At 69.1% G+C, this 22633-nt stretch carries 20 protein-coding genes and 1 pseudogene; 15 read left to right on the top strand and 6 right to left on the bottom strand.

What is annotated here, in order from left to right; genetic code table 11:
* The first annotated feature begins 26 nt into the window (after window positions 1-26).
* The 6 genes from ACH4G3_RS40965 (at window position 27) to ACH4G3_RS40940 (ending at window position 3547) form a co-directional block, all read left to right on the top strand.
* Entirely contained in the window at window positions 27-350 is a 324-nt protein-coding gene (locus tag ACH4G3_RS40965; RefSeq protein ID WP_397629236.1) for a putative quinol monooxygenase, read from the top strand.
* A gap of 76 nt (window positions 351-426) precedes the next feature.
* The gene (locus ACH4G3_RS40960; RefSeq protein WP_397629235.1) at window positions 427-1446 is read left to right on the top strand and encodes a zinc-dependent alcohol dehydrogenase; all 1020 of its coding nucleotides are present in this window, start codon (window positions 427-429) and stop codon (window positions 1444-1446) included.
* 615 nt (window positions 1447-2061) lie between these two features.
* Window positions 2062-2337 (top strand): hypothetical protein, encoded by a 276-nt coding sequence (locus ACH4G3_RS40955; protein ID WP_397629234.1) that lies wholly within the window; start codon window positions 2062-2064, stop codon window positions 2335-2337.
* A gap of 41 nt (window positions 2338-2378) precedes the next feature.
* Window positions 2379-2531 carry a hypothetical protein gene (locus tag ACH4G3_RS40950; RefSeq protein ID WP_397629233.1) on the top strand — a complete coding sequence of 51 codons (153 nt, stop codon included), beginning with the start codon at window positions 2379-2381 and terminating at the stop codon, window positions 2529-2531.
* Window positions 2532-2854: 323 nt separating this feature from the next.
* Window positions 2855-3028, top strand: a complete 174-nt coding sequence (locus ACH4G3_RS40945) for a DUF6207 family protein (RefSeq protein ID WP_397629232.1) — start codon at window positions 2855-2857, stop codon at window positions 3026-3028.
* Between the two features lie 144 nt (window positions 3029-3172).
* On the top strand, window positions 3173-3547 hold the full coding sequence (locus ACH4G3_RS40940) for a peptidoglycan-binding domain-containing protein (RefSeq protein WP_397629231.1): 375 nt from the start codon (window positions 3173-3175) through the stop codon (window positions 3545-3547).
* Window positions 3548-4130: 583 nt separating this feature from the next.
* Here ACH4G3_RS40940 and ACH4G3_RS40935 read toward each other — a convergent pair.
* Window positions 4131-4583, bottom strand: coding sequence for an Lrp/AsnC family transcriptional regulator (locus ACH4G3_RS40935; RefSeq protein WP_150478461.1), 453 nt, complete (start codon window positions 4581-4583; stop codon window positions 4131-4133).
* A 147-nt stretch (window positions 4584-4730) separates the two neighbouring features.
* Here ACH4G3_RS40935 and ACH4G3_RS40930 point away from each other — a divergent pair, with 147 nt between their 5' ends.
* Window positions 4731-5759, top strand: coding sequence for a DMT family transporter (locus ACH4G3_RS40930; protein ID WP_397629230.1), 1029 nt, complete (start codon window positions 4731-4733; stop codon window positions 5757-5759).
* A gap of 497 nt (window positions 5760-6256) precedes the next feature.
* Here the strand turns inward: ACH4G3_RS40930 and ACH4G3_RS40925 are convergent, their stop codons facing one another.
* The gene (locus ACH4G3_RS40925) at window positions 6257-7090 is read right to left on the bottom strand and encodes a PIG-L family deacetylase (protein WP_397629229.1); all 834 of its coding nucleotides are present in this window, start codon (window positions 7088-7090) and stop codon (window positions 6257-6259) included.
* Between the two features lie 262 nt (window positions 7091-7352).
* On the opposite strand from ACH4G3_RS40925, the pseudogene ACH4G3_RS40920 reads away from it, so the two are divergent.
* From ACH4G3_RS40920 to ACH4G3_RS40905, 4 genes and pseudogenes are all read left to right on the top strand, one after another.
* Window positions 7353-7525 (top strand): annotated as a pseudogene (locus tag ACH4G3_RS40920) (IS5 family transposase); the annotation flags it as partial.
* Window positions 7526-7731: 206 nt separating this feature from the next.
* On the top strand, window positions 7732-8694 hold the full coding sequence (locus tag ACH4G3_RS40915; RefSeq protein ID WP_397629228.1) for an ABC transporter ATP-binding protein: 963 nt from the start codon (window positions 7732-7734) through the stop codon (window positions 8692-8694).
* A complete protein-coding gene (locus ACH4G3_RS40910; RefSeq protein WP_397629227.1) occupies window positions 8691-10097 on the top strand; it encodes an ABC transporter permease in 1407 nt (468 codons plus the stop codon). The genes ACH4G3_RS40915 and ACH4G3_RS40910 overlap by 4 nt, the downstream gene beginning before the upstream one ends.
* Before the next feature lie 52 nt (window positions 10098-10149).
* Window positions 10150-12900, top strand: coding sequence for a bifunctional YncE/alkaline phosphatase family protein (locus ACH4G3_RS40905; protein ID WP_397629226.1), 2751 nt, complete (start codon window positions 10150-10152; stop codon window positions 12898-12900).
* 117 nt (window positions 12901-13017) lie between these two features.
* Here the strand turns inward: ACH4G3_RS40905 and ACH4G3_RS40900 are convergent, their stop codons facing one another.
* Window positions 13018-14028, bottom strand: a complete 1011-nt coding sequence (locus ACH4G3_RS40900; protein ID WP_397629225.1) for a hypothetical protein — start codon at window positions 14026-14028, stop codon at window positions 13018-13020.
* 171 nt (window positions 14029-14199) lie between these two features.
* A complete protein-coding gene (locus ACH4G3_RS40895; protein ID WP_397629224.1) occupies window positions 14200-15117 on the bottom strand; it encodes a biosynthetic peptidoglycan transglycosylase in 918 nt (305 codons plus the stop codon).
* Window positions 15118-15249: 132 nt separating this feature from the next.
* Here ACH4G3_RS40895 and ACH4G3_RS40890 point away from each other — a divergent pair, with 132 nt between their 5' ends.
* The 3 genes from ACH4G3_RS40890 to ACH4G3_RS40880 all read left to right on the top strand — a co-directional run bounded on the left by ACH4G3_RS40890 (window position 15250) and on the right by ACH4G3_RS40880 (window position 18312).
* Window positions 15250-16431: an LCP family protein gene (locus ACH4G3_RS40890; protein WP_397629223.1), complete on the top strand. Its 1182-nt coding sequence runs from the start codon at window positions 15250-15252 to the stop codon at window positions 16429-16431.
* Between the two features lie 413 nt (window positions 16432-16844).
* The gene (locus ACH4G3_RS40885; RefSeq protein ID WP_397629222.1) at window positions 16845-17339 is read left to right on the top strand and encodes an NUDIX hydrolase; all 495 of its coding nucleotides are present in this window, start codon (window positions 16845-16847) and stop codon (window positions 17337-17339) included.
* Between the two features lie 58 nt (window positions 17340-17397).
* The gene (locus ACH4G3_RS40880; protein ID WP_397629221.1) at window positions 17398-18312 is read left to right on the top strand and encodes an aminoglycoside phosphotransferase family protein; all 915 of its coding nucleotides are present in this window, start codon (window positions 17398-17400) and stop codon (window positions 18310-18312) included.
* A gap of 436 nt (window positions 18313-18748) precedes the next feature.
* Here ACH4G3_RS40880 and ACH4G3_RS40875 read toward each other — a convergent pair whose 3' ends face one another.
* Window positions 18749-19297, bottom strand: coding sequence for an AAA family ATPase (locus ACH4G3_RS40875; protein WP_397629220.1), 549 nt, complete (start codon window positions 19295-19297; stop codon window positions 18749-18751).
* Window positions 19298-19522: 225 nt separating this feature from the next.
* Here ACH4G3_RS40875 and ACH4G3_RS40870 point away from each other — a divergent pair, with 225 nt between their 5' ends.
* Entirely contained in the window at window positions 19523-19954 is a 432-nt protein-coding gene (locus ACH4G3_RS40870) for a GNAT family N-acetyltransferase (protein ID WP_397629219.1), read from the top strand.
* Window positions 19955-20339: 385 nt separating this feature from the next.
* On the opposite strand, the gene ACH4G3_RS40865 is transcribed toward ACH4G3_RS40870, so the two are convergent.
* Window positions 20340-22625: an exo-beta-d-1,3/1,6-glucosidase gene (locus tag ACH4G3_RS40865; protein ID WP_397629218.1), complete on the bottom strand. Its 2286-nt coding sequence runs from the start codon at window positions 22623-22625 to the stop codon at window positions 20340-20342.
* Between the last annotated feature and the right edge of the window lie 8 nt (window positions 22626-22633).

Below are 22633 nucleotides of genomic sequence, written 5' to 3'. Positions count from 1 at the left end.
CTGTCATAAAGCGAGAGAGGTAACCCATGGCCGAGCCGGTAGTCCTGGTGGCGACGATGGTCGCCAAGCCGGGCCAGGAAGAGCTGGTCGAGAAGACGTTGACCGCGGCGCTGCCCAAGGTGCACGCCGAACCCGGATGCCTGCGCTACGCGCTGCACCGCAAGGCGGGCACCTCCGGCGAGTTCGTCATGATCGAGAAGTGGGCCTCGCAGGAGGCGCTGGGCGCGCACATGAAGGGCGCCACGATGCGTGAGATCGGCATCGCCCTGGCGCAGGCACTGGCCGGACCGCCGGACATGGTCTTCCTGGACGCCGTCCCCGCCGGCGACCCGGACGCCGGCACCGTCTGACCGACAACGGGGGCCGGGCCGACGCACGACAGCGGTCGGCCCGGCCCGGGACCCCACGCAACCGAGGAGCATTCCCATGAAGAGCCTGATGTTCGTCGCGCCCGGACAGCTGCGCTTCGACGAGGTCGACGCCCCCACTCTCGTCGAGGGCACGGACGCGCTCGTGCGCCCGCTCGCGGCCACGACCTGCGATCTCGACCACCATGTCATCGCCGACAAGACTCCGTTCTCCGGATTCGGCCCGTTCCCGCTCGGACACGAGTGCGTGGGCACGGTGGTCGAGGTCGGCCCCGACTGCACGGAGGTCACGGTCGGCGACGTCGTCGGCGTCGCGTGGCACATCGCGTGCGGCACCTGCGCGCAGTGCGAGCTCGGACACCCCGCCCGCTGTCTCCTCCACGGCGACGCCCAGTACGGCCTGCCGGTGAACGGCGCCTGGGGCGGGACCTTCGACGAGCTCATCCGCGTCCCCTACGCGGACTTCAACCTCGCCAAGCTGCCCGCCGGGGTCGACCCCGTGCACCTGGCCTCGATCGGCGACAATCTCGCCCTCGGCTGGGAGACGGTGATGCCGACCGTCGCCGGGATCCCCGACCCGAAGATCGCGGTGTTCGGCGGAACCGGCTCCATCGGCCTGTACTGCGTCGACGTCGCGGTCCACTGCGCCGGCGCCCGCACCGTCTACTACGACGACGACCCGGTCAGGCTGAAGGTCGCCGAGCAGCTCGGCGCCGAGGTCCACGACATCCACGGCAAGCGCGAGAAGGACTTCCACCTCGCCGTGGACGCCAGCTGCAACCCCGAGCGGCTGCGCAAGGCACTGCTGTCGGTCGTGCCCGAGGGATACGTCAACAGCGTCGGCATCTACTTCGAGGAGGTCCAGCTCCCGCTGCTCGCGCTGTACCAGCGCGGAGTCCACTTCCACAACGGCAAGGGGCACGCGAGGCCGAACATGACGCCGACCCTGGAGGCGGTGGCCGCCGGCACGCTCCACCCCGAGCTGGTCACCAGCGGCATCTACGGCTGGGACGAGATCCCCGACGTTCTGACCTCCGACCGGGCCGGCCACAAGCCGATCTTCGTCCTGGAGAACTGAGACATCGGGACAGTCGGCCTGCCGGCCTGCCGGCCTGCCGGCCTGTCGCGGAGAGCACAGGCGGGCGTCAACGTCTCTGTGGGTGAGCACGAGGACGAGGGTTGGCCGCATGAGCGGGCCGCCGCCGGGCCCTGAGGTGGGGAGACCAGGCGGCGGCCCTGACACCCGGCGGTGTGGCGTCGTGGGCCGCAGGGCGTTCAGAGCAGAGCTTCGGGTGTGATGGTCAGTTCGCGGATCCGACGACCGGGGCGTTGAAGACCGCGTTGGAGATGGCGAGTGCCACTCCGACGATGACGATCTCACCGAGCCCCTTGACGCCGCCGCTCGCCCCCCGGCGGAGCAGCTGTTTGCCTGCCCCGGATCAACCCATGCGGCTCACCGAACGCGAGCCCGACACCGGGAGGCACCCGTGCGGCACTCGATCAACCGGTAGCCGAGGCCGGCTTACGAGCCAAGTCGCAGGCGAAGCTCACCGTTGCGATCAGGTGGCCCTCGCTTGACGGTGCTGCTTACGGTCTGGGCCGGTAGCCCGGGTGGCTCACGCCGCCGTGCGGAGGCTGGGGCGGGCTGCTCGACTGGAGGCGTCCCTCGCCCCTGACTTCACGGAGCAGCACTATGGCCGTCATCGTCATCGTCGATCTGCCAGGCGTCACCAAGGAGCAGTACCAGGCCAACCACGCGAACATCCACGCGGCGCCGTGGTGGCCGGCGGAGGGCTTCATTTCCCATGCGGGGGCCCCGTCGGACGGCGGCTGGCTCGTGGTCGACCTGTGGGAGTCGAAGGAGGCTTTCGGGGCATTCATGGAGAAGGCGGCGCCGATCTTCGAGGAGGGCGGCTTTCCGAAGGCGGAGCCGAAGATCTACGAAGCGGTGAATGTGGACATCGGCTGACTGGCCCTAACAGAAGTGGTTGATCATGTGACTTTGGGCTTGTGATCGCTCATCGACCGTTACTGCCGGGCGGCGTCTGGGACCAGTTGCACGCCGTGCTGCTCAAGAAGCTGCGGTGGAAGAACAAGCTGGACTGGTCGCGGGCGGTGATCGACTCCTCGCACGTGCAGGGGCGGCCGGGCGGGACCCAATAGCGGCCCCAGCCCGGTCGACCGCGCACGGCCCCTGGTCAGCGTGGACTCCGCGGTGGTCCGCGCCCATCACTACGCGGCCGGGATGGTGGTCGAACCGCAACTGCTGCCGCTGCTGAAGAGGCCGCAGGGCAGGAAAAGGGGCCACGGAAACCAGGCAAATCGCACCGTCGGGCGTCGACTCGGCGACCTGTGAGTCCCAGCGGGCCGAGCGGCGCGGGCACACAGCAGCCGCCACCGTCGGCCTTCCTGCGCGTCGCGGGCGTCGAACAGGTCACATGTGGCAGGGCCGGGCCGGCTGTGTGGAGTGGAGGTCGCGGTCGTCGATGAACGGGACCGCCTTCGCGGTCCAGGAGCTGCTCACCGCGCGGTATGCGATCGCGCCCGCGGACCGTACGACCCGAGAGCCCGGCGAGCCCGGCGTAAGGCTGCGCTGCTTCCTGGACCTATACCAGGAACTCGTCTCGCCGCACCGGCGGGACGACGGCCGACGGCTGTGACCGCCGGCCGAGGGGCACGAAAGTTGGCTCAGCGTCGTCTTACCGCAGCATCTCTCCTCTGGTCACCTGTTCGGACAGCCGGTCGGTGGTGCCCTGCTTTCACCACCTTCACGGACAGACCAACGGAGCCGAAGAGGGAGACTCATGACCATCCGTCGCCGAGCAGCAGCCCTGCTCAGCAGTGCCGTGATGGCGGGCGGCATCCTTGCCACCGCGCCCTCCGCTGCCCAGGCCTCCGATCCCCCAGCGCCGGCGTCGGCACGGTCCGAGGTGGGGATCCAGTACTACTGCGACTACTACGACGGCTCCGCGACCCAGCGGCGCGGCAGCAAGGGCAACGCGGTACGCGAGGTCCAGTGCATCCTCAACGAATGGGCAGGCCGCCAGATCCTCACGGTCGACGGCGACTTCGGAGAAAGGACCGAGGCCTGGGTGAAGGAATTCCAGCGGGGGTGGCAGATCAAAGACGACGGCATCGTCGGCCCAGTCACCTGGGACCGCATGCGATGGGGCGTCTGAGCGACTGCAGCCGCCGCACGCACCATCCCGCCCGCCGACACCGAACCGCTTGAACCCCTCCCCCGATCTGGCCTGCTTCGACCCCTGGTCCAGAGCCACTCGGCAACCCTCTTCGAGCGGTGTCCCGATGTCTTCCTCGCCGTAGCTTTCTTCGTCGTCTTCTTCGCTGCGACCTTCTGGGTCGTCGGCTGCTCCTTCGCCGCCCGGGCCGTCGACTTCTTCTATGGCAGCTCCTGCACGTCGGCGTCCTCGCCGCGCGAGGCCCGGGCTCGTTGCATCGACGAACCCGTCCAGTGGGCCCCCGAACTCGACGCCGCCAGCCTGCGCCGCCTCCGCCTGCCGGGACCTGACCCTGACAGCATCCCCATTGCCCGGCTCCACCAGCCCGTACCCGTCGGCAACTTCTCCCTCCTGACCGGGCCGCCCGAGAAGGTTTCCGCCAGCCGCGCGCGGGTCACGGCGTGCGCCACTCTGCGGCCCGGCTGGGGCCGCAGAACCCAACTGGGACGGGTTCCCGGGTTCTTGTCTCCGTCGACCGCACCGCGGGCCCGGTGGCCCGCCGCGAGCGGGGTCGGCGCCGGTGTCACGCCGGACCGATGACCTTCTTGCGCATGTGCCCATAAACCACCGACGTCCGTACGTCGGCGAGTTCCGGGCGCTTCGCCAGCTTCTCCAGGACCACTGCGTGCAGATGGTCGGTGTCCCGGACGGCGACGTGCACGAGGAAGTCGTCGTTTCCGGTGAGGACGAAGATCGAGATGACCTCGGGCATCCCCTCCAAGAAGGTCTGGAAGGCCTCGATCACAGCACGTGTCGGCGGGCGGACCCGTACGGCGATCACCGCCTGCAACCCGCGGCCGATCGCCGCGAGGTCTGCCTCCGCATGAAATCCCGTCAGGACGCCGCTCCTGCGCAGCGACCGGATTCGCTCCAGACACGTGGACGGGGCGATACCGAGTTCCTGAGCCATGTCCCGGTTGGTGCGCCGACCATCCTCCTGAAGCATCCGCACCAACGCCGAATCTAGTTCGTCCACGCTTGCCTCACCTCCCCGGATTCCGAAGGTAATTCGGACTCCTCGCATCATCTTCGATGATCTTGTTAGCCTCCAGCCTAGTTGACCGATGTTCGTTCGGTCATCGCGTGGTGGGCGGCAGTGGGTAGTAGAGAGGGGCGACTTGTCATGCGCAATCGAGGACCCACGGTGTGGGCGGTGTGTGCGGTCATGGCGGCCGCGCTGTTCTGGAGCAGTTCGTACGCGGTGACCAAGCAGGTACTGGAGGATGTCGGCCCGCTCAGTATCGGCGCCATCAGGTTCACCATCGCGGCGTTACTCCTGGGCGTGATGGTACGGCTGAGCAGGCACCGCCCGGCCCGTCCGGACCCCCGGCAGCGGCGGCAGCTCTACCTGAGCGGGTTCCTCGGCATCACCGTGTACTTCATCCTCGAGAACGTCGGCGTCGATCTGTCCACGGCATCCGACGCGTCGCTGATCGTGGCCACGTACCCGCTGATGACGATGCTGGTGGAGCTGGTCGTCTTCCGCACCCGGATGCCGCTGCCGCGTGTGACGGGCGTGCTGCTGGCCACCGTCGGCGCGTTCCTCGTCGTACGCAACGGGGCCGAGGTCGGCGGCAGTTCGCGCTGGCTGGGGGACATCCTGCTGCTGCTCGGCGGGCTGGCCTGGGCCGGCTACAACGTGCTCGGCAAGCGCGCGAGCGCCGGCCAGGACGCCGCGAGCGTCACCTACTACCAGACCCTGGCGGGCGCGGGCGGCTTCCTGCTCGCGTCCCTGCTGGAGGCCGACGACTGGCGGATGCCGGGCGCGACCGCTTCATCCCTGCTGGTCTACCTGGCCGTGGCGTGCTCGGTCGGCGGCTTCCTGCTCTACAACTACGGCCTGCGCAGGATGGCGTCGAGCGTCGCGGTCAACATCCTCAACCTGGTACCGGTCTTCGGCGTCATCGGCGCCGTCGTGATCAACGGGGAGTCGATCCGGCTCGCCCAGGTGACGGGCGGCGTGATCATCATCGTCGGGGTGGCGCTGGGCATGGTCGAGCGGGGACAGGAGACCACGGCGAATCCGGGCGCGAGGGGAAGCGAGCCTCCCGGGACCGCGACCGCTCGGACTACGGCAGAGGCGGAGCCCGTGCCGGACGGGCCCGAAGCGGCTGTACCGACCGCGCGTGGAGTGATCGACGGGGCTCGGTAGCCGCACAGTCAGTCCGGCCGTCCGTCATGCCCCGCTGCTCGCCACACACGAAGAGTCGGCCTGACGTAAGCCGGTCAATGGTCACGTTCGAACAGTGGCCACAAGAAGATCGGCGAGGGCTACTGTCCGGCGCCGAGTGGGCAGGTCGCCGCGAAGCCGTACAGCTGCTGCGCATGGCCCCGGACCGGAGCAGCAGTCAGCCCTGCCCGGCAAGCGTCACCGGGCAGCGCTGATCCGCATGCGCGGTCGTGAAGGGCGGTCGCCTACGCGGCGAAAGGCGCTGCGGGGCTTCAGCCGAACGATCTTCCCCGCAGGCAATAGGTGAGGCCCGGGGACACTGTCCCCTTCACGACCACACTCCACCCAACACAGCGGGCCGCGCCCGTATTCCGGCGCGGCCGCCCCAGCGGAACTCGCGTGAACAAGCCTCCGGTGCACGACCGGCTCGATCGCGCCCTGCGGTTGATGCGCTTCCCCGGCCGGTGGGATGGGGCGGATCAGCGCAGTCCGGCGAAGAGGTCGGTCTCAGGTACGGCCGCGCCGGTGGTGTCCTGGACACGTACGAAGGTCTCCATGCCCATCAACTCGCCGAACCTCTCCTTGCCCATCTTGAGGAAGAAGATGTTCTCGCCCTGACTGGCGTGCGCGGCCAACGCGTCGAACTTCTGACCGCTGAACGCGGTGGTGTCCACCCAGGTGGTGATCTCGTCGTCGGGGAGGCCGATCTCGGCCAGCGCGGCGGCCTCGGCAGGATCCGGCTCCGGCAGGTCCTCACCGAACTCGCGCATGATCTCGCCGAACCGCTGCATCATCGAGCGGGGCATCGTGGTCCAGTACACCTTCGGTGACAGCGCGGTCATCTCCAGCGCCGCCATCGTGATGCGGTGGGCCTGGATGTGGTCGGGGTGGCCGTAGAAGCCGTTCTCGTCGTAGGTGACGACCACGTCAGGTCGGTAGTGCCGCATGAGTTCCGCGAGTCGGGCGGCCCCCTCCTCCACGGGGGTCTGCCAGAAGGAGCCGGGGGCGTCGTTGCTCGGCCAGCCCATCATCCCGGAGTCGGCATAGTCCAGCATCTCCAGATCGCTGACCTTCAGGACATCACAGCTCGCCTGAAGCTCTTGACGGCGCATCAAGGCGACCGCCGCCGGATCATGCCCCGGATCGCCCGGCTTGACCCCCTCCGGCCCGTCACCGCAACCGCCGTCGGTACACGTCACGAGAACCGTGCGGATGCCTTCCGCCGCGTACCGCGCGAGGACACCCCCGGTTCCGGTGGCCTCGTCGTCGGGGTGTGCGTGTACTGCCATGAGCGTCAAGGGCCGGTCAGTCATGAAACAGTCCTCCTGCGTAAATGCGTCTTGGTCCAGGCGCGCGGTGGGCGTACCGCGATCCTGAGGGCCGGATTCTGGTGGGGCGGAAGACCTTGTGGTCTCCGTGTTTCCCGGCCCGTGCGGCGCCGGTCCCCTCGGTCGATGCAACCCTGCCGGCCGGACCGATTGTTCCCGCCGCGGCCGCAGGTCCTTCCAGACTTCGGCGTGTTCACCGCGCTGCCCCGAGCAGGGACAGCGGCGACACGTCCGGCGACGGCGCAAGCTCGGATTGATGCGGGTCCGTCTGCCCGTCGGCCGTCCTCGCACGCGGCCTGACCCGGTCGCGGCAGACAAGACCGACTCGTCCCGCGGTAACCGCGCCTACCTGCGCTGATCAAGGTGGTCATCCCGGAGAAGAGGGACGAAGCCGCCAACCGGAAGAAGGGGGCTGGACGGCCCAGGACCGTGAGGGTGCCGGCAGACAGTGGCCTGCTGCTGTGTCCCTGCGCGTCGCAACCGCACGGGAGAGTTACGACCACCGGCGCGACGGACGCCTTTTGACTCCCGTATGGGGTCCCGTTCCCTGAGCGTTCAGCCGGTGATCCCCGTCGGTGTCGTGTGTGCTCCCTATGGTCCATGAAGCCTTCCGAAAGAAGGGGCTCATGGACTCACAGCTCGCCATCCGGGCTCGCGGCATCACCAAGTGCTTCGGCGACGTCGTCGCGCTCGACGGCGTCGACCTGGATGTGGCACAGGGCCAGATCCACGGCCTGGTCGGTCCGAACGGGGCCGGCAAGACAACACTGCTCGGCCTCCTCCTCGGCCTGGCCGTGGCGGACAGCGGACGTCTGGAGATCCTCGGCACGCCGGTGGGCCGGGCGTTCGAAGCGCCCGGCGGTGTCGCCGGGTTCCTGGACGGGCCGGGGCTGTACCCCTCGCTCACCGCCCGGCAGAACCTCGCCGCGCTCGCCGCTCTGCGGGGCGGCGACACGCGGTCGGGCGGGATCGACGACGCACTCGCTCAGGTGGGGCTCGCGGACGTCGCCGACGACCGCACCCGCGGCTTCTCCCTGGGCATGCGTCAACGGCTCGGCCTCGCCACGGCCCTGCTCACCACGCCGCGGCTGCTGGTCCTCGACGAGCCTTCCAACGGCCTTGACCCGGCCGGGAAGAAGCACGTCCACGGTGTTCTCACCCGGCTCGCGCGGCAGGGAACGAGCGTCGTCCTGTCCAGTCACCGCATGGACGACCTGGAGGTCCTGTGTTCCGAGGTCACCATCCTCGCGACCGGGCGGATCGTCTTTTCCGGGCCGCTGGGCAAGCTGGCCGCCGAGAACCGCGAACTCGACTACCGGCTGATCACGTCCGACCCGGAGCGCGCGTACCGGCTGGCCGCCGACGCGCCGGGAATCCACCTGGCCGACGACACCACGGGACGCCAGGGCCGGGAGGTGCTGGTGGTGCGCGCGCTGGTGCCCGACCTCGACGACCTGGTGGTGCGGCTCGTCCACGAGGGCATCGCGCTGCGCGAACTCGCCCCGGTCGTCTCCCCGTTGGAGGCGGCGTTCCTGGCACTGACCGAGCAGCAGAAGACCGACGCCCAGCAGCAGGAGACGGGTCGATGACCGCAACCACAACCTCATCCGCACCCCCCACCCCGGCCGCCGTGCCCTCTGCGCAAGCGCACACCACCGCGTCAGGCCGTGTCACAGTTGCCCGGAGCTACCGTTTCGAGGTCGTCAAGCTCCTCTCCCAGTGGCGGATCCGCCTCCTGCTCCTCGCCTGCTGGATCGCGCCGGCGCTCTTCGTGGCCGGGGTGAGCGCGCAGAGCACGCTGCCCACCGACACGCTCTTCGGCCGCTGGATGCACGCCACCGGGTGGGCCGGGCCGTTGGTGACACTCGGTTTCGCCGGCACCTGGGCGCTTCCGCTGCTCACCTCCGTCGTCGCCGGCGACGTGTTCGCGTCCGAGGACCGGCTCGGCACCTGGCGCCATCTGCTCGTCGCTGTCCGCTCGCCCCGGCGGATCTTCGCGGCGAAGGCACTGGCCGGCCTCACCTTCATCCTGCTGCTCGTGGCCGGGCTGGCCGTCTCCAGCACGGTCGGCGGGCTGGTGGCCGTCGGCAATCAGCCGCTGGTCGGCCTCGACGGCCATCTGCTCGAGCCCGGGAACGCTGCCGGCACGGTCCTGCTGGCCTGGGCCTGTGTGCTCGCCCCGACCCTGGCCCTCGCCGGAATCGGGCTCCTCGGGTCGGTCGTACTCGGCCGCTCCCCCATGGGTCTGCTGCTGCCCGCGATCGTCGCGTTGGCCATGCAGCTCGTCCAGATGCTGCCGCTGCCCGTCGCCGTGCGCCTCGCCCTGCCCGGCGACGCCTTCCTCACCTGGAACGGCCTGTTCACCAGTCCGGCGCAGCTCACTTCGCTCCTCATCGGCATCGTTGTCAGTCTCCTGTGGGCCGTGACGGCGACGGTGCTGGCGTACGTCCTGTTCCTGCGGCGGGACTTCACCAACCCCACCGACGACGGCTCGGCGCGCCGCGCGCTCACCACGGCCGCCCTGCCGCTCGTGGGGCTGCTCGGCGTGACGGTCGCGGTCGTGGCGGCGACGACCACGGCCACCGGCTCCGGGATCGAGCAGGCCAAGGTGCAGCACTCGCTCGCCACCGAGTTCGCCCACCTGTACCGCCTGCAGACCGACCAGCTCCACCGGCCCCCTGTCACCGAGGCGCAGTTGAGGACCGCCGCGGCGTGCACCAAGGCCGGTGTCCAGGACGGCGCCCAGGGCCCGGGCAACGACTGGCGGTGCGTCGTCTCCTGGCACCTGCCGGGCGCCGCGGCAACCGGGTCGGCCGTCTACCAGCTCGACATCACGGCAGACGGGCGCTTCGTCGCCGACGGCGACGGACCGAAGGAAGTGAACGGCTACTTCCTGGTGCGGACTTCGACCGGAGACGCACCCAACCCGCTGTGGCAGTTCGACGGCAACGTCGACCTGCTCGCCACCTCCCCGGAGTCCCCGGCTCCCTGAACTCTTCCTCTCCGGCCACCCCCCGAAGTCGCCCGATCCCCGAAGGAATGACATGCAGATAGCACGCCGTCGCCGGCAGGCCGAGAAGAAGTACTACGACCTGCTGGGCAGACGTGTCAGCCGCCGGGCCACGCTGGTCACGGCATGCATCACCACGGCCGCCCTGGCCACCGGCACCGCGGTTGCCGAGACCCGCCAGTTCGGCACCGACCAGGTCGGCCAGGTCACCGGCAAGGGCCAGGTCGTATCCGCCGACCAGTACATCGCCCCGTACGGCGACCGTCTCCTCATCAACGACGGCAAGATCATGTCGTCGACGGTCAGCCCGGACGGCGGCCACCTCGCCGCCGCGGTCACCGACGGCGACGCCGCGCTGGTGGTCGTGGACCTCGCGACCGGGCAGATCAAGCAGCGCGTCGGCACCAACGCCGCCGACGACCTGCGCATCAGCAGCGGCTCCGTCGGCCAGGAAGGCCCGACGTACTCACCCGACGGCAAGCAGTTGTGGCTGGGCCAGGCCGACGGCTACACCAAGTTCACCGTGAAAGCGGACGGCACCCTCGCCGACCCGGTGGCCGTCAGGGTCCCGGCCGACGGCAGCAAGCAGGCCCTGGTCGCCGCTGCGGTGTTCTCCGCCGACGGTTCCACCGTGTACGCCGCGGTCAACGGCCAGAACCGGGTGGTCGCGATCGACGCGGCGACCGGGGCCGTCGAGCGGAGCTGGGCGGTGGGCAACGCCCCGCGCGGCATGGCCCTGGCCGGCGGCAAGCTCTACGTCAGCAACGAGGGGGGCCGGCCGGCGAAGGCCGGCGACTCCACGCTCAACTCCTACGGCACGCAGGTGCCGGCCGACCCGAAGACCGGCGCCACCACCACCGGCACGGTCAGCGTCATCGACCTGGCCGACCCGTCCGCCCCCGTCGGCACCATCGACGTCGGTCTGCACCCGACCGCCGTGTACGCCCGAAAGGGCGCGGTTTTCGTCACCAACACCGCCGACAACAACGTGTCGGTCATCGACACCGCCAACGGCAAGGTCGTACAGACCATCTCCACCCAGCCCTGGCCGGAGGCCTCGGTCGGCTACGAGCCCGACGCCGTGACCCTCACCGACGACGGCCACCTGCTGGTGACGCTCGGCCGCGCCAACGCCGTCGCCGTCTACCGCTACACCTCCCCGCAGGAGCCGGTCAGCTACATCGGGCTCCTCCCGACGGACTACTTCCCCGCCGAGATCACCACCGTGGGCAAGAAGGTCGTCGTCTCCAACACCCGCGGCATCGACGCGCGCCGCCCCGGCACGGCCGGTCACGGCACCCACGACACGACCTCCAGCCTGACCCAGTTCACCCTGCCCAGCGACCGTGTCATCCGCTCCCAGACCGCCAAGGTCTTCCAGCAGAACGGCTGGAGCGCCGGCTCCGTCCCGCTGGCCAAGGGCCACAGCCGCGTCAGTCCGCAGCCGGTTCCGGCGCGGATCGGCGACCCGTCGACGATCAAGCACGTCTTCCTGATCGTCAAGGAGAACCGCACCTACGACCAGGTCCTCGGTGACATCCCCCAGGGCAACGGCGACCCGTCGCTGACTCAGTTCGGCGAGAACGTGACGCCGAACCAGCACGCATTGGCCGAGCAGTTCGGTCTGTACGACAACACCTACGACATCGGCACCAACTCCGCCGAGGGCCACAACTGGCTCATGCAGGCCGACAACCCCGAGTACACCGAGTCCTCGGCCGGCGAGTACACGCGCAGCTACGACACCGAGGACGACGCCCTCGGCCACCAGAAGACCGGCTTCCTGTGGACGGGGGCGCAGGCGGCCGGCAAGAGCGTGCGGGACTTCGGCGAGTTCCAGCAGTTCCTGACCAAGCCGTCCGGGGCCAGCTGGCAGAACCTGTACTGCGACGCCAGGAACATGGACGCGACCGGCCGGGCCACCGCCTACCCCCTGAACTCCTCCTCACCGATCCCGTCGCTGAACAGCGTGTCGGTGCCCGGCTTCCCGAAGTTCGACACCAGCATCCCGGACCTGTACCGGTACGAGATCTGGAAGCAGGACTTCGAGAAGAACGGCCCGGCGAACCTGAACATGTTCTGGCTCTCCAGCGACCACACCGGTGGCCCGGCGAGCCCGGCCGCCCAGGTCGCCGACAACGACCTCGCCACCGGCAGGATCGTCGACAAGATCTCGCACAGCCCGTACTGGAAGGACTCGGCGATCTTCGTCGTCGAGGACGACTCCCAGGCCGGCCTGGACCACGTCGACGGCCACCGAGCCCCGGTCCAGATCATCAGCCCCTGGGCCCAGCACGGCACCGTCGACAGCCACTACTACTCGCAGATCACGATGATCCGCACCATCGAGCAGATCCTCGGGATCCACCCGATGAACCAGAAGGACAGCGCGGCCACCCCCATGCGGGGCGCGTTCACCCGGCACCCCGACTACACGCCGTTCACCGCGCTGCCCAACCGCACCTCACTGACCGACGGCCTGAAGACCCCGCCGTCCTGCGGCGTGGACACCCCCGCGGCCCAGGACCCCAAGGCCGCGGCCGTACCGTCGGCGAAGGTGCCGGCGGACAAGGAGTCCCTCGCCGCCGCGTGGGACGCCTGGAAGTCCAAGCAGCATCTGACCGGCCCCCACGCCATTCCCGACTACGCCAACCCGGCCCAGATGAACCACCTCACCTGGTACCAGACCCACAACTGGACGCGCCCATACCCCGGCGAGAGCAAGATCTACGCCCCGGACGACGTGCCCGGTGCCTACATCCCGTCGGCGGAGTCCGACGGCTGACGCTCGCCGCACCGGCAAGGACCCCTGCCAGGCCGACCGCCTGCCGGGGGTCCTTCCCGCACGGGTCCTTTCCGCCTTCGTCCCTCGGGAGGTGGCGGGAGCCCGCGCTGTGCGCGATCAGACTTCGTCCAGGGGGAAGTCCTCGTCGGCCAGAGGGCTCTCGCCGGACTCGGCGTCGCTCAACGCCGGGCCGGCGAAGAGGCCGTTCATGAGTTCGTTCAGGTCGAGCTTCGTGGCACCGGCCGGAGCGGTGGGCCTGCTGCCCTCCCGCATCCGCAGTGTCAGACCCAGCTTCTTGACCTTCGCCTTCTCGGCCAGCTTGGCGAGGTCCACGTCCACTTGGGCCAGCTCGCCGTTCTTGAGCGTGAAGTCCGCCGTCACCTTGGCGTCGGGCGCGTCCTTCAGGTCCTTGGCCGTCGGCAGATCCATGCCCTGCGGCAGGTCCTTCACCAGCGGGCGAATCTCGTCGAACAGCTCGGTGATCAGTGTGCGGAAGGGAGCCGTGGCGGTGACGTGCTCGGTGCCGTCCCCGCCGCCGGTCGTCTTGAACTCCACCTCACGGGAGATGACTTCCCGGAGGGCCTTCACGAGCTTCTGCTGCGTCTTGGCGTCGAGGGACGGCGCGGGCGCGGGACCGCCCTCGGCCTCCTGGCCCTCGGCGACGGCCTTGTCCATCTCCTTGGCGTCGTACGTCACCCACTTGCCCTCGATGACGTCCTTCAACGCCCCGGCCTCCGGGGGCAGATCGTCGACGTCCGGCACGGGGCTGCCCGTCATCTTGCCCATGGCGTCCAGGTCGGCACGGATGTAGGCCTGGTCGCCGATCAGCCGGTACTCGACGAGGTCACCGTCCGGGGTGCCGATCTTCATGGCCGTGCCGACGAGGTCCTTCTCACCGGACTCGTCGAGCGGCTTCCTCGACTGCACGGTCACCGTGATCTTCGCGCCGCTGAGCAGCTCGGCGGCCTCGTCCGGGATCTCCTCACCGGGCGCGGGGCCTGACCCGGCGTCCAGCGCCTTCAGGGACGTGACGTCGGTGTCCAGGTCGAGCTCGAAGGAGAGCGTGTTCTTCTTGCCGAGCTTCTCGAAGGCCCGGTCGAGCTTCTTGCCGGCGGACAGCTGCTCCACCGTTCCGCAGGCGGCCGCGCCCGCGAGGACGGCTCCGACGACGGCGGTGGCGGTCAGGGTCTTGCGTATGGGATTGATGACGGTCTCCTCGTGGCTCCGATCACAACGTGATCGATCAGAGGACTCACAACCCGCCCACAGGGTTGTGCGACGCCGGAGGCCGACCCGGCTTCAGACATCCAACGGAGCGGCGGCGAATGCCTTGACCTGGCGTGGGGTCAGGTCGCCGACGGCCTCCAGGCGGTGCAGGACCTCGGCCCGGCGCTGCTTGGCCAGATCGGGGTGGTGGAGGGGATCGTAGGCGGAAGGTGCCTGGACGAGACCGACGAGGAGGGCGGCCTGGGGCCAGTCCAGCTGGGCGGGACTCTTCTTGAAGTACCCGCGAGCGGCCGCGGTCAGACCGTAGTACCCCTGGCCGAAATAGGCGGTGGACAGGTACATCCGCAGTATCTCCCCCTTGGGATAGGCATGAGCGAGCTTGACGGCCAACGCGACCTGCTCCAGCTGGTCGCGCCGGGTGCGCTGTCCGTCGGTGTAGAGCATCTTGGCGAGTTGCTGCTCGATGGTGGCGCCTCCTCCGTCGCCCCCGTGACCGCGTGCCCAGAACTCCACCGCACGCAGCACTCCGACAGGGTCGATGCCGGGGTTGTGCCAGAAACGGGCGTCTTCGGTGGCCACCAGGGCCGCGACGACCCTCGGGGGCGTGGCCGCATCGGTGTCGCTCACCGCGTGCGCGACGGCCTGTGCGCGCACCCGGGCCTGCGCGTCACCCACCCCCGGAGTGGCTGCCAAGAGGGCACCTCCCAATGCCGCGAGCACCACGGCCGCGCCGAGGCTGAGGACGCACCCACGGGTGATGAGACGGCGCAGCCACCGAGGCACCGCGCTTCGGCGTACGAGCCCGTCGAGCGCGAGCACGGCACCGGTGGCGGCGGCGAAGACGGCAAGGGTGGCAACGGCGTCGAAACCGTAGCGGAAGAGGGACCGCGCGAGACCGAAGAGCACCGCGGCTCCGGCGCCGAGGGCACCGGCGGCGGCAAACCGGCCGAGTGGACCGGTGCGGCCGACATGGGACACGACAGCCATCATGCTCGAACGCCTCCCCTGAGCCCGGCCCTGATTCCTTATTGCGATTCGTTACTGCGATTCCTTATTACGCGCTATCCGCGTGAAAATGCCATAAGGCCTGGGTAGGGAATCCATGCAGTTTTCCTCAGGAACATGCCTGACAAGGGTCAAGATTCGGCAGCTCTCTCTGGGAGTGTTCAGTCGATCCCTACGCTGAGACGCGGCGAACATCGAACGGCACCGTTCGGCGGGGCGACGCTCACCTTCAGGGAGGTCCGGATGAAACGTGATCCGGCGTCGGTGGTACGGCCGCACGACGGGCGTCGCAGAATCACTCGGGCCCTGCTGGCACTGCTTTTCACGGTGCTCGCAGTCTTTGCAGGTACATACGCATGGGCGGACGAGAAGCTGGACCGTACGGTGAACCTCGGCGAACTCCCGGACCGGCCGCCGCCGGACCAGGGCACCACCTATCTCATCGCCGGCTCCGACAACCGCCAGAACCTGACGCCGCAACAGCGGAAAGCACTGCACACCGGCAATGACGACGAGGGCCCGTACGGAAACAGCGACTCGACGATGCTGCTGCACATCGGCGCGCATGGTGACACTCTGGTGAGTCTGCCGCGCGACAGTTATGTGACCATTCCGGCCTTCACCGACCCGAACGGCGTACGGCATCCGGCGACGACGAACAAACTCAACTCGGCGTACTCCCTGGGCGGTGGCCAACTGCTGGCCGAGACCGTCGAGTACAACACCGGCGTCCACATCGACCACTACGCGGAGATCGGCTTCGGTGGCTTCGTCGATCTCGTCAACGCGCTCGGTGGCGTCACCGTGTGCTTGGACCGGCCGATCGTGGACGAGGCTTCGGGAGCCGACCTCAAGGCGGGGTGCCGGAAGCTGGACGGCGGACAGTCTCTCGAACTGGTCCGGGAGCGCCACCAGGAAGCGGGCCAGGACCTCAGCCGAATGGCGAACCAGCAGAAGTTCCTGGCCGCGGTCGCCCGGCAGGCGGAGACCCCGTCCACTCTCCTCAACCCGTTCAGGCTCTATCCGGCACTCAACGCGGGTATCGCGACGCTGAACGTGGACAAGGACATGACCCCTTATGATCTGGCGCGAATGTTCCTGGGACTGAAGGGGATTTCCGGCGGAAAGGGTCACGAGCTGACGGTCCCGATCGCGAACGCGAACGACTACACACCGAACGCCGGTGACGCGGTGCTGTGGAACATGGCACAGGCCAAGACCCTCTTCGGCGAACTCCAGAACGACCAGCCGGTCACCATCGGCGACAACGATGCCGACTCGGATCTGCGCGGTGGTTAGGGCAACTCCGCTGCGACCGAACCCAGGAGACCGTGCCGGTGTGTCAGAAGAAATTCAGGAGTTCCGTCAGGGAGGTGATGGAGGGCACGTCCGAGACAGCCGAGTCGTTGGAGTTCGGGCAAACCGGGCCAGGCATCCGACACCACGGCCATCCGCACCCTCGCCGGCTCAGCTCCTCCAGGGTCTCCTCGACGTCCGGGTACCTCTCCAGGAACACGGTCGGGGGGACTTCGCGGCTCAAGTCGGCGAGGCCACCGATCGGCTGCATCAGCACGCCGGGTCTGAGTCGAAGAGAACAGCACGGAGTCTGGTGAACGGAAGCCCGCTGGTCGACCCCCTTCGAGCCGGACAGCAGCACCCCACCCGCCCCTGTCAGACCGACATCACGAATTCAAGTTCAGTAGCGTGTGCGGATGCCGTCTGTGAGCCTGCGACGTTCAGTCCGCGCGATCATCCTCGATGAGGACGACTGCATCCTTCTCTGCCGGTTCGCCATTCCAAAGCCAGCAGGCACCGTGGTGTGGGCAGCTCCCGGTGGAGGAATCGAGCCTGGGGAGACGCCAATTGCCGCCCTCCGCCGTGAACTGCTTGAAGAGGTTGGTCTAGTCGTCGGGAGCGATCCGCCGCATGTCTGGCACCAGGAGGTCGTGGCGCCTGGTCACGCCGAAGGCTACGACGGGGTCATCAACGACTACTTCCTTGTACGTACCTTCAATTTCAGTCCGCGCGGGACTCTGACCGACGAACAGCTTGCCGCGGAGAACATCAGCGGTCTGAAGTGGTGGCACCCTGATGAGGTCGATGCATATGTCGGTACCGACCTGTTCTCCCCGCGCGACCTTGCCACGCCTTTGACCTCATTGATCACCTCTGGTGTGCCAACCGGACCGGTGCAGCTCGGCCTGTGAACAGGCAGCCCAGTCAACCGGCTGAGGGCGAGCCGCTGCCCGACTACCGTTGCTCCGCATGACCCACACCGAGATCGAGATCACCGCGGACTTGGTCCGGGACCTGCTGCGCGACCAGCACCCCGACCTGGCCGATCGCCCTGTGAGGCTCGGCGCGCGCGGCTGGGACAACCAACTGTGGCGGCTTGGCGACGACCTCGCCGTCCGGGTGCCCTGGGCGACACCGTCCGCGGACGCGCTGCTGCGCAAGGAGCACGCCTGGCTGCCAGCCCTCGCCCCGCACCTGCCACTGCCGGTCCCCGTCCCGCAGCGCCTCGGCGAGCCCACCGAGCGGTTTCCGCGGCCCTGGATCGTCACCACCTGGGTGCCGGGCACGCCCGCCGACCACGCTCCCGCCACCCGCGCTGCGGAGGCCGCCGACGCCTTGGCCGCCTTCCTTACAGCTCTTCACCGACCTGCCCCCGACGGGGCGCCCGCCGGTCGTGGCAGCGGGGGGCCACTGGCCGACCGAGCCGAGCAGTTCGCCGAGCATCTCGCCTCGGCCATTGAGCTGGGGCTACTCCCCGATCCGGACGCGGTCCGAGCGATCTGGGAAGACGCCGTCGCCGCGCCCGAGTGGGCGGGCCCGGCACTGTGGCTTCACGGCGACCTGCATCCGGCCAACATCCTCACCGCGGATGGCACCTTCTGCGGCGTGATCGACTTCGGCGACCTCTGTGCCGGTGATCCGGCCTGCGACCTCGCCGCCCCATGGCTGCTGCTGCCGGACGGCGCCGCCGACCGCTTCTATGACGCCTACCAGTTGGCCCCGGACGCCGCGACCCTGCGCCGCGCCCGCGGCTGGGCGGTGCTGCGCGCACTCAGCGGCATCTGCATCGGAGAAGCCGGCGTCCGCGGCCGCCCTGGGGGTAAGGCCACCTGGGGCCCACCGGCTCACACCGCACTGCGACGCCTGATAGCAGCGTCCCGCTGACGACCGGGCCGAGCAGGCTCCCGAAGCGAGACGGGGCAGGTGAACTGCTGCGTCGGAGCAGGCCGGGTCACCCGCGAGCTACAACGGGCGGCCTGGCCTGGTCAGCGGCCCGGCGACCGCTGTCACCCGCGCGCGTCGCCTGGCGCGAGCAGGCTGGTGAGTTCGGAGATGGCCTACGGGGAACGGGCTTGAAGTAGTGGCGGACGGTCTCCGGCTTCTTGTGCCCAAGACTTCACCATCAGCATCAACAGGCACGCGAGGTAAGCCGAGATCGGCCGGTGGAAGTGCCGAACGTGGCGACGTGCTCCCCCGGCACTCTGTGCGCCAGGTAAGTGCAGGTTGCATCGCCGTACCTGGAGCCCACGTAGTCCTTGGCGGCCAGACCGTTGCCGACGTGGATCCGATGTGCCGCAGCCGGGCCGCGCGGTGACCTTGGTCAGCCGTTCCCGACGTCGGCGGCGGGGAGGTTGTCGAGGATCGCTGAGACCGTCTGTGCCGGTGTGTGCTCAGAGGTGTCCAGCCAGAGCCCGATGCGCGAAGTCTCCGCCCGCAGGGCGTGGTCGAGTGCCTCGACCGTCCAGACGCCGTACCCGGTCTTCGCGCGCTCGGCCTCCCTGGCGCGCACGACCTCGCGGGAGGGGGCCAGTACGACGACGTACAGCGGGCGGGTGTGCACCCTGGCGACATACCGGGTCAGGTCGTCGCCCAGGATGATGTCCTGGACGACCGCGGTCCATCCGTCGCGCGCGTACTCGTCGGCTACGAGCGCGGAGAGCCGGTGGCGAAGGTCCAGTTGGGCCCTGGCCTCCGTGGTCTCCTCGGGCAGCAGTTCCTCCCGGCCGGAGACCACCATCCGCCGGAAGACGTCACCGCGGATGTGGGCGGCTCGGGGCAGCTGCCTCGCCAGGAGTTCAGCCACGGTGGACTTCCCCGACGCCATCACGCCGGTGATCAGGACGACTGCGGAACCCGGATCGGTACTCATTCGGACCTTTCCCTCAGGAATGGCGACAGCGTGCAGGAGCGGCCGCGCCGCAACGACGCTGCCTTCGTGCAGGCCCCCGTGACCTCACCCAACCAGAGTTGGGGTATCAGGGGCGTCGTGCATGCCCCCCCAGCCCGGCACCGTTCAGACCTCACCAGCGGCTTACCCCATCCGTTGCCGACCGCTCCGCTCCCGCCGCCTGAGCGAACGGGGCACGATGAGAGCGTGATCACACAGATTTCGCGCGACGACCTTTCACTGCTTGAGCGGGCGGTCCGCCACTTCCGTGGCATGGAGGAGGCCGATGTGGTTCGAGCGTTCGCCGGCACGCCCAGCGCACTCGCGTTCGTAGCGGCTGATGAGACAGAGATCATCGGGTGGTGCTGGGGGCACTGCTTGGCGCGCCCGGACTCGTCATCGATGCTTTATGTCCACCAACTCGAGGTGGCGGAAGCCCATCGCCGCCGGGGCGTCGGACGGGATCTTCTTCGCGCCTTCATGGAGGCTGGGGCGAAGGCCGGGGCAACGAAGATGTTCTTGACCACCGGGGAGGCGAACGTGGCGGCCCGGTCCCTTTACGAAGCCCTCGGAGGTGGGCTTGCTGCGCAGGGACCGACGGTGAACTACTGGTTTCTCCTGGATCCGCACCAGGAATGAGTGCGGCTATGGGCCGCCGTTGTCTCCACGAGGAGTGCCAGGGCCCCGGTGGCTGGTCAGGGCGCCGTGCGAGTCTGACTGCGGCACTCCGGACTTTCGGCAGAAGGCGGGGAGGACCGTCGCGTTCACCGTGCGCTGCGACGGCGGCTTCCCCCCAGGCGTCCGGCAGACGCACAGGACACGCCGGACGAACGGCCACGGCCCGTCCCTGCGCATGGGTGGGGACCAGGGCCTGCCCGGTCGGCGGGGAGGAACACCGGACAGGCCCTGGTGGCCTGGAACAGGGCTGAGCTGCCCCGGCTGGACGATGTGCGGCGCCACGCCCCGGTCCCCGATCACAGAGACGCGCACGGCAGCTCGTTGCACCGTGGCGTCGTGGCGGATGTCACGGCCGGCTGAGGGTGAAACGGGCGCGAAGCAGGTCGGCGGCGCGTGAGCTGTGGCCGACGAGCAGGTCGAACGCTCCAGGCTCGACGATCCGGCGCCCTTCGGCGTCGACCAGGGAGCATGCCGCGGCGGGGATCGCCAGCCGGACCCGCACACTGTCACCGGGTGGGACCGTGGCCTGGCGCCAGGCCTTGAGTTCCCGCTCCGCCCACGTGACGCTCGTGACCACGTCGCTGATGTAGGCCTGCACGGTCTCCAGTACTGGCCGGGCACCGGTGTTGGAGACGGTCACCTCGGCGCGAACCACGCCGTCCAGTGTCACGACTTCGTCGAGGATGGCCAGGTCGGTGTACTCGATTGTGCTGTAGGACAGGCCCTCCCCGAAGACGAAGAGTGGTTCCTGGGTCAGGTCGGCGTAACGGTCACCATGCTGGCCGCGCACCTGGTTGTAGTAGACGGGCTGCTGCCCGACATGGCGTGGCACGGACAGGGGCAGGCGTCCCGACGGCTCGATGAGACCGAGGACGAGCTCGGCCACCGCCTGGCCGCCTCGCATGCCCGGGTTGAACGCCTCGATCAGCGCTGCCGCCGCCAGCGCGGCGTCGGGGAGTACCGAAGGCTTGCCGTGGACCAGCACCACGACGACGGGTGTGCCGGTGGCGACGAGCGCCTCGAGGAGGGCGACCTGTCCGCCCTGCAGCTCCAGGGTCGCGGTCGAGCACGTCTCACCCGTCAACGCGACGGTGTCTCCGACGACGGCGACGACGTAATCAGCCGCGCGCGCGAGGCTCACCGCCTCCGCGAGCTGGGCCTCGTCCACGGGCGCGGGCGCGAACAGGGGCGGACGTGGCTGCCCGTCGGGATACACCGGTCCTTGTGGGTCCGGCACGAGCTGCCCGATGTCGGCGCCGCGGGCGTAGGTGACCGTCCACCCGTCGGGAACGGCTGCGCGGAACCCGTCGAGCACCGTCGTGACGGTTTCGCGCGGGTGCCCGTCCGGCATCCAGTCCACCTGACCGGACGCGCCGGCCCAGTCGCCGAGCATGGCCTGCGGGTCGTCGCCGTTGGGGCCGATCACGGCGATCGTGCGAGGGCCCCCGGCGGTGACGGTGTGGCCGTGACCCTCTACGGCCAGTCCGCCGTCGAAGGGCAAGGTGCCGTCGTTGCGCAGCAGCACCAGGGACCTCCGGGCCACTTCGAGGTTGAGGGCTTTGTGCTCGGCGCACCCGATCACGTCGACCTGGCGTGCCCGGTCCGGCGCGCGGGGGTCCTCGAACAGGCCCAGTTCCAGCTTCAGTTTCAGAATCCGCCGGACCGCCTCGTCGATCTCCTCCTCTCGCAGCCGCCCCTGCGCGACTGCTTCCTGGGCGCCCTCGAAGAAGTCCGGCGTGGTCATCACCAGGTCGTTTCCGGCCTGCACCGCGACCGCCGCGGCCTCCACGGCGTCCGCGCAGACCTTCTGCTCCCACACCATCCGGCCCACGTTGTCCCAGTCGGTCACGAGCGTGCCGCTGAACTCCCATTCGCCCTTGAGGACATCGTTCAGGAGCCACCTGTTCGCCGTGATCGGGACCCCGTCCATCGCCTGGTAGCCCAGCATGAACGTGCGGCAGCCCTCGCGAGCAGCCCTCTCGAACGGCGGCAGGAACCATGAGCGCAGCTTGCGCCGGCTCAGGTCCGCCTCGCTCGCGTCGCGTCCGCCCTGCGTCTCCGAGTAGCCCGCGAAGTGCTTGGCGCAGGCCAGAACCGCTGTCGGGTCGTCAAGTCCCGCTCCTTGATACCCGCGGACCATCGCGGCGCCCAGCTCCCCGATGAGCAGTGGGTCCTCCCCGAAGGTCTCGTTCACACGGCCCCAGCGCAGGTCGCGGGTGATGCACAGCACCGGCGAGAAGGTCCAGTGGATGCCCGTCGCGGCGACTTCCACCGCGGTGGCCCGGGCCATGCGCTCGACGAGTTCGGTGTCCCAGGTGCAGGCCATCCCCAACTGCGTGGGGAAGATCGTGGCACCCGGCCAGAACGAGTGGCCGTGGATGCAGTCGTCGGCGACGAGCAGCGGGATGCCCAGCCTGGTGGCTGCCGCCAGCTCGACGGCAGCGTGCATGCGCTCGGGTGAGGCATGCAGGATCGACCCGGCCAGCTTCGTGGCCACGACATCCTCCAGGTCGCCCCGGGCGTCCAGCTGCAGCATCTGCCCGACCTTTTCCGGCAGCGTCATGCGGGCGAGCAGATCCTCGAGGCGTTCCTCGAGCGGCCTCGAAGGGTCCCGGTAGGCCGGCGAGGTCATGGTCACTG

The sequence above is a fragment of the Streptomyces afghaniensis genome (genome assembly GCF_044327915.1).
Classification (GTDB): domain Bacteria; phylum Actinomycetota; class Actinomycetes; order Streptomycetales; family Streptomycetaceae; genus Streptomyces; species Streptomyces afghaniensis.
This window is presented reverse-complemented; position numbering and strand designations above follow the sequence as displayed.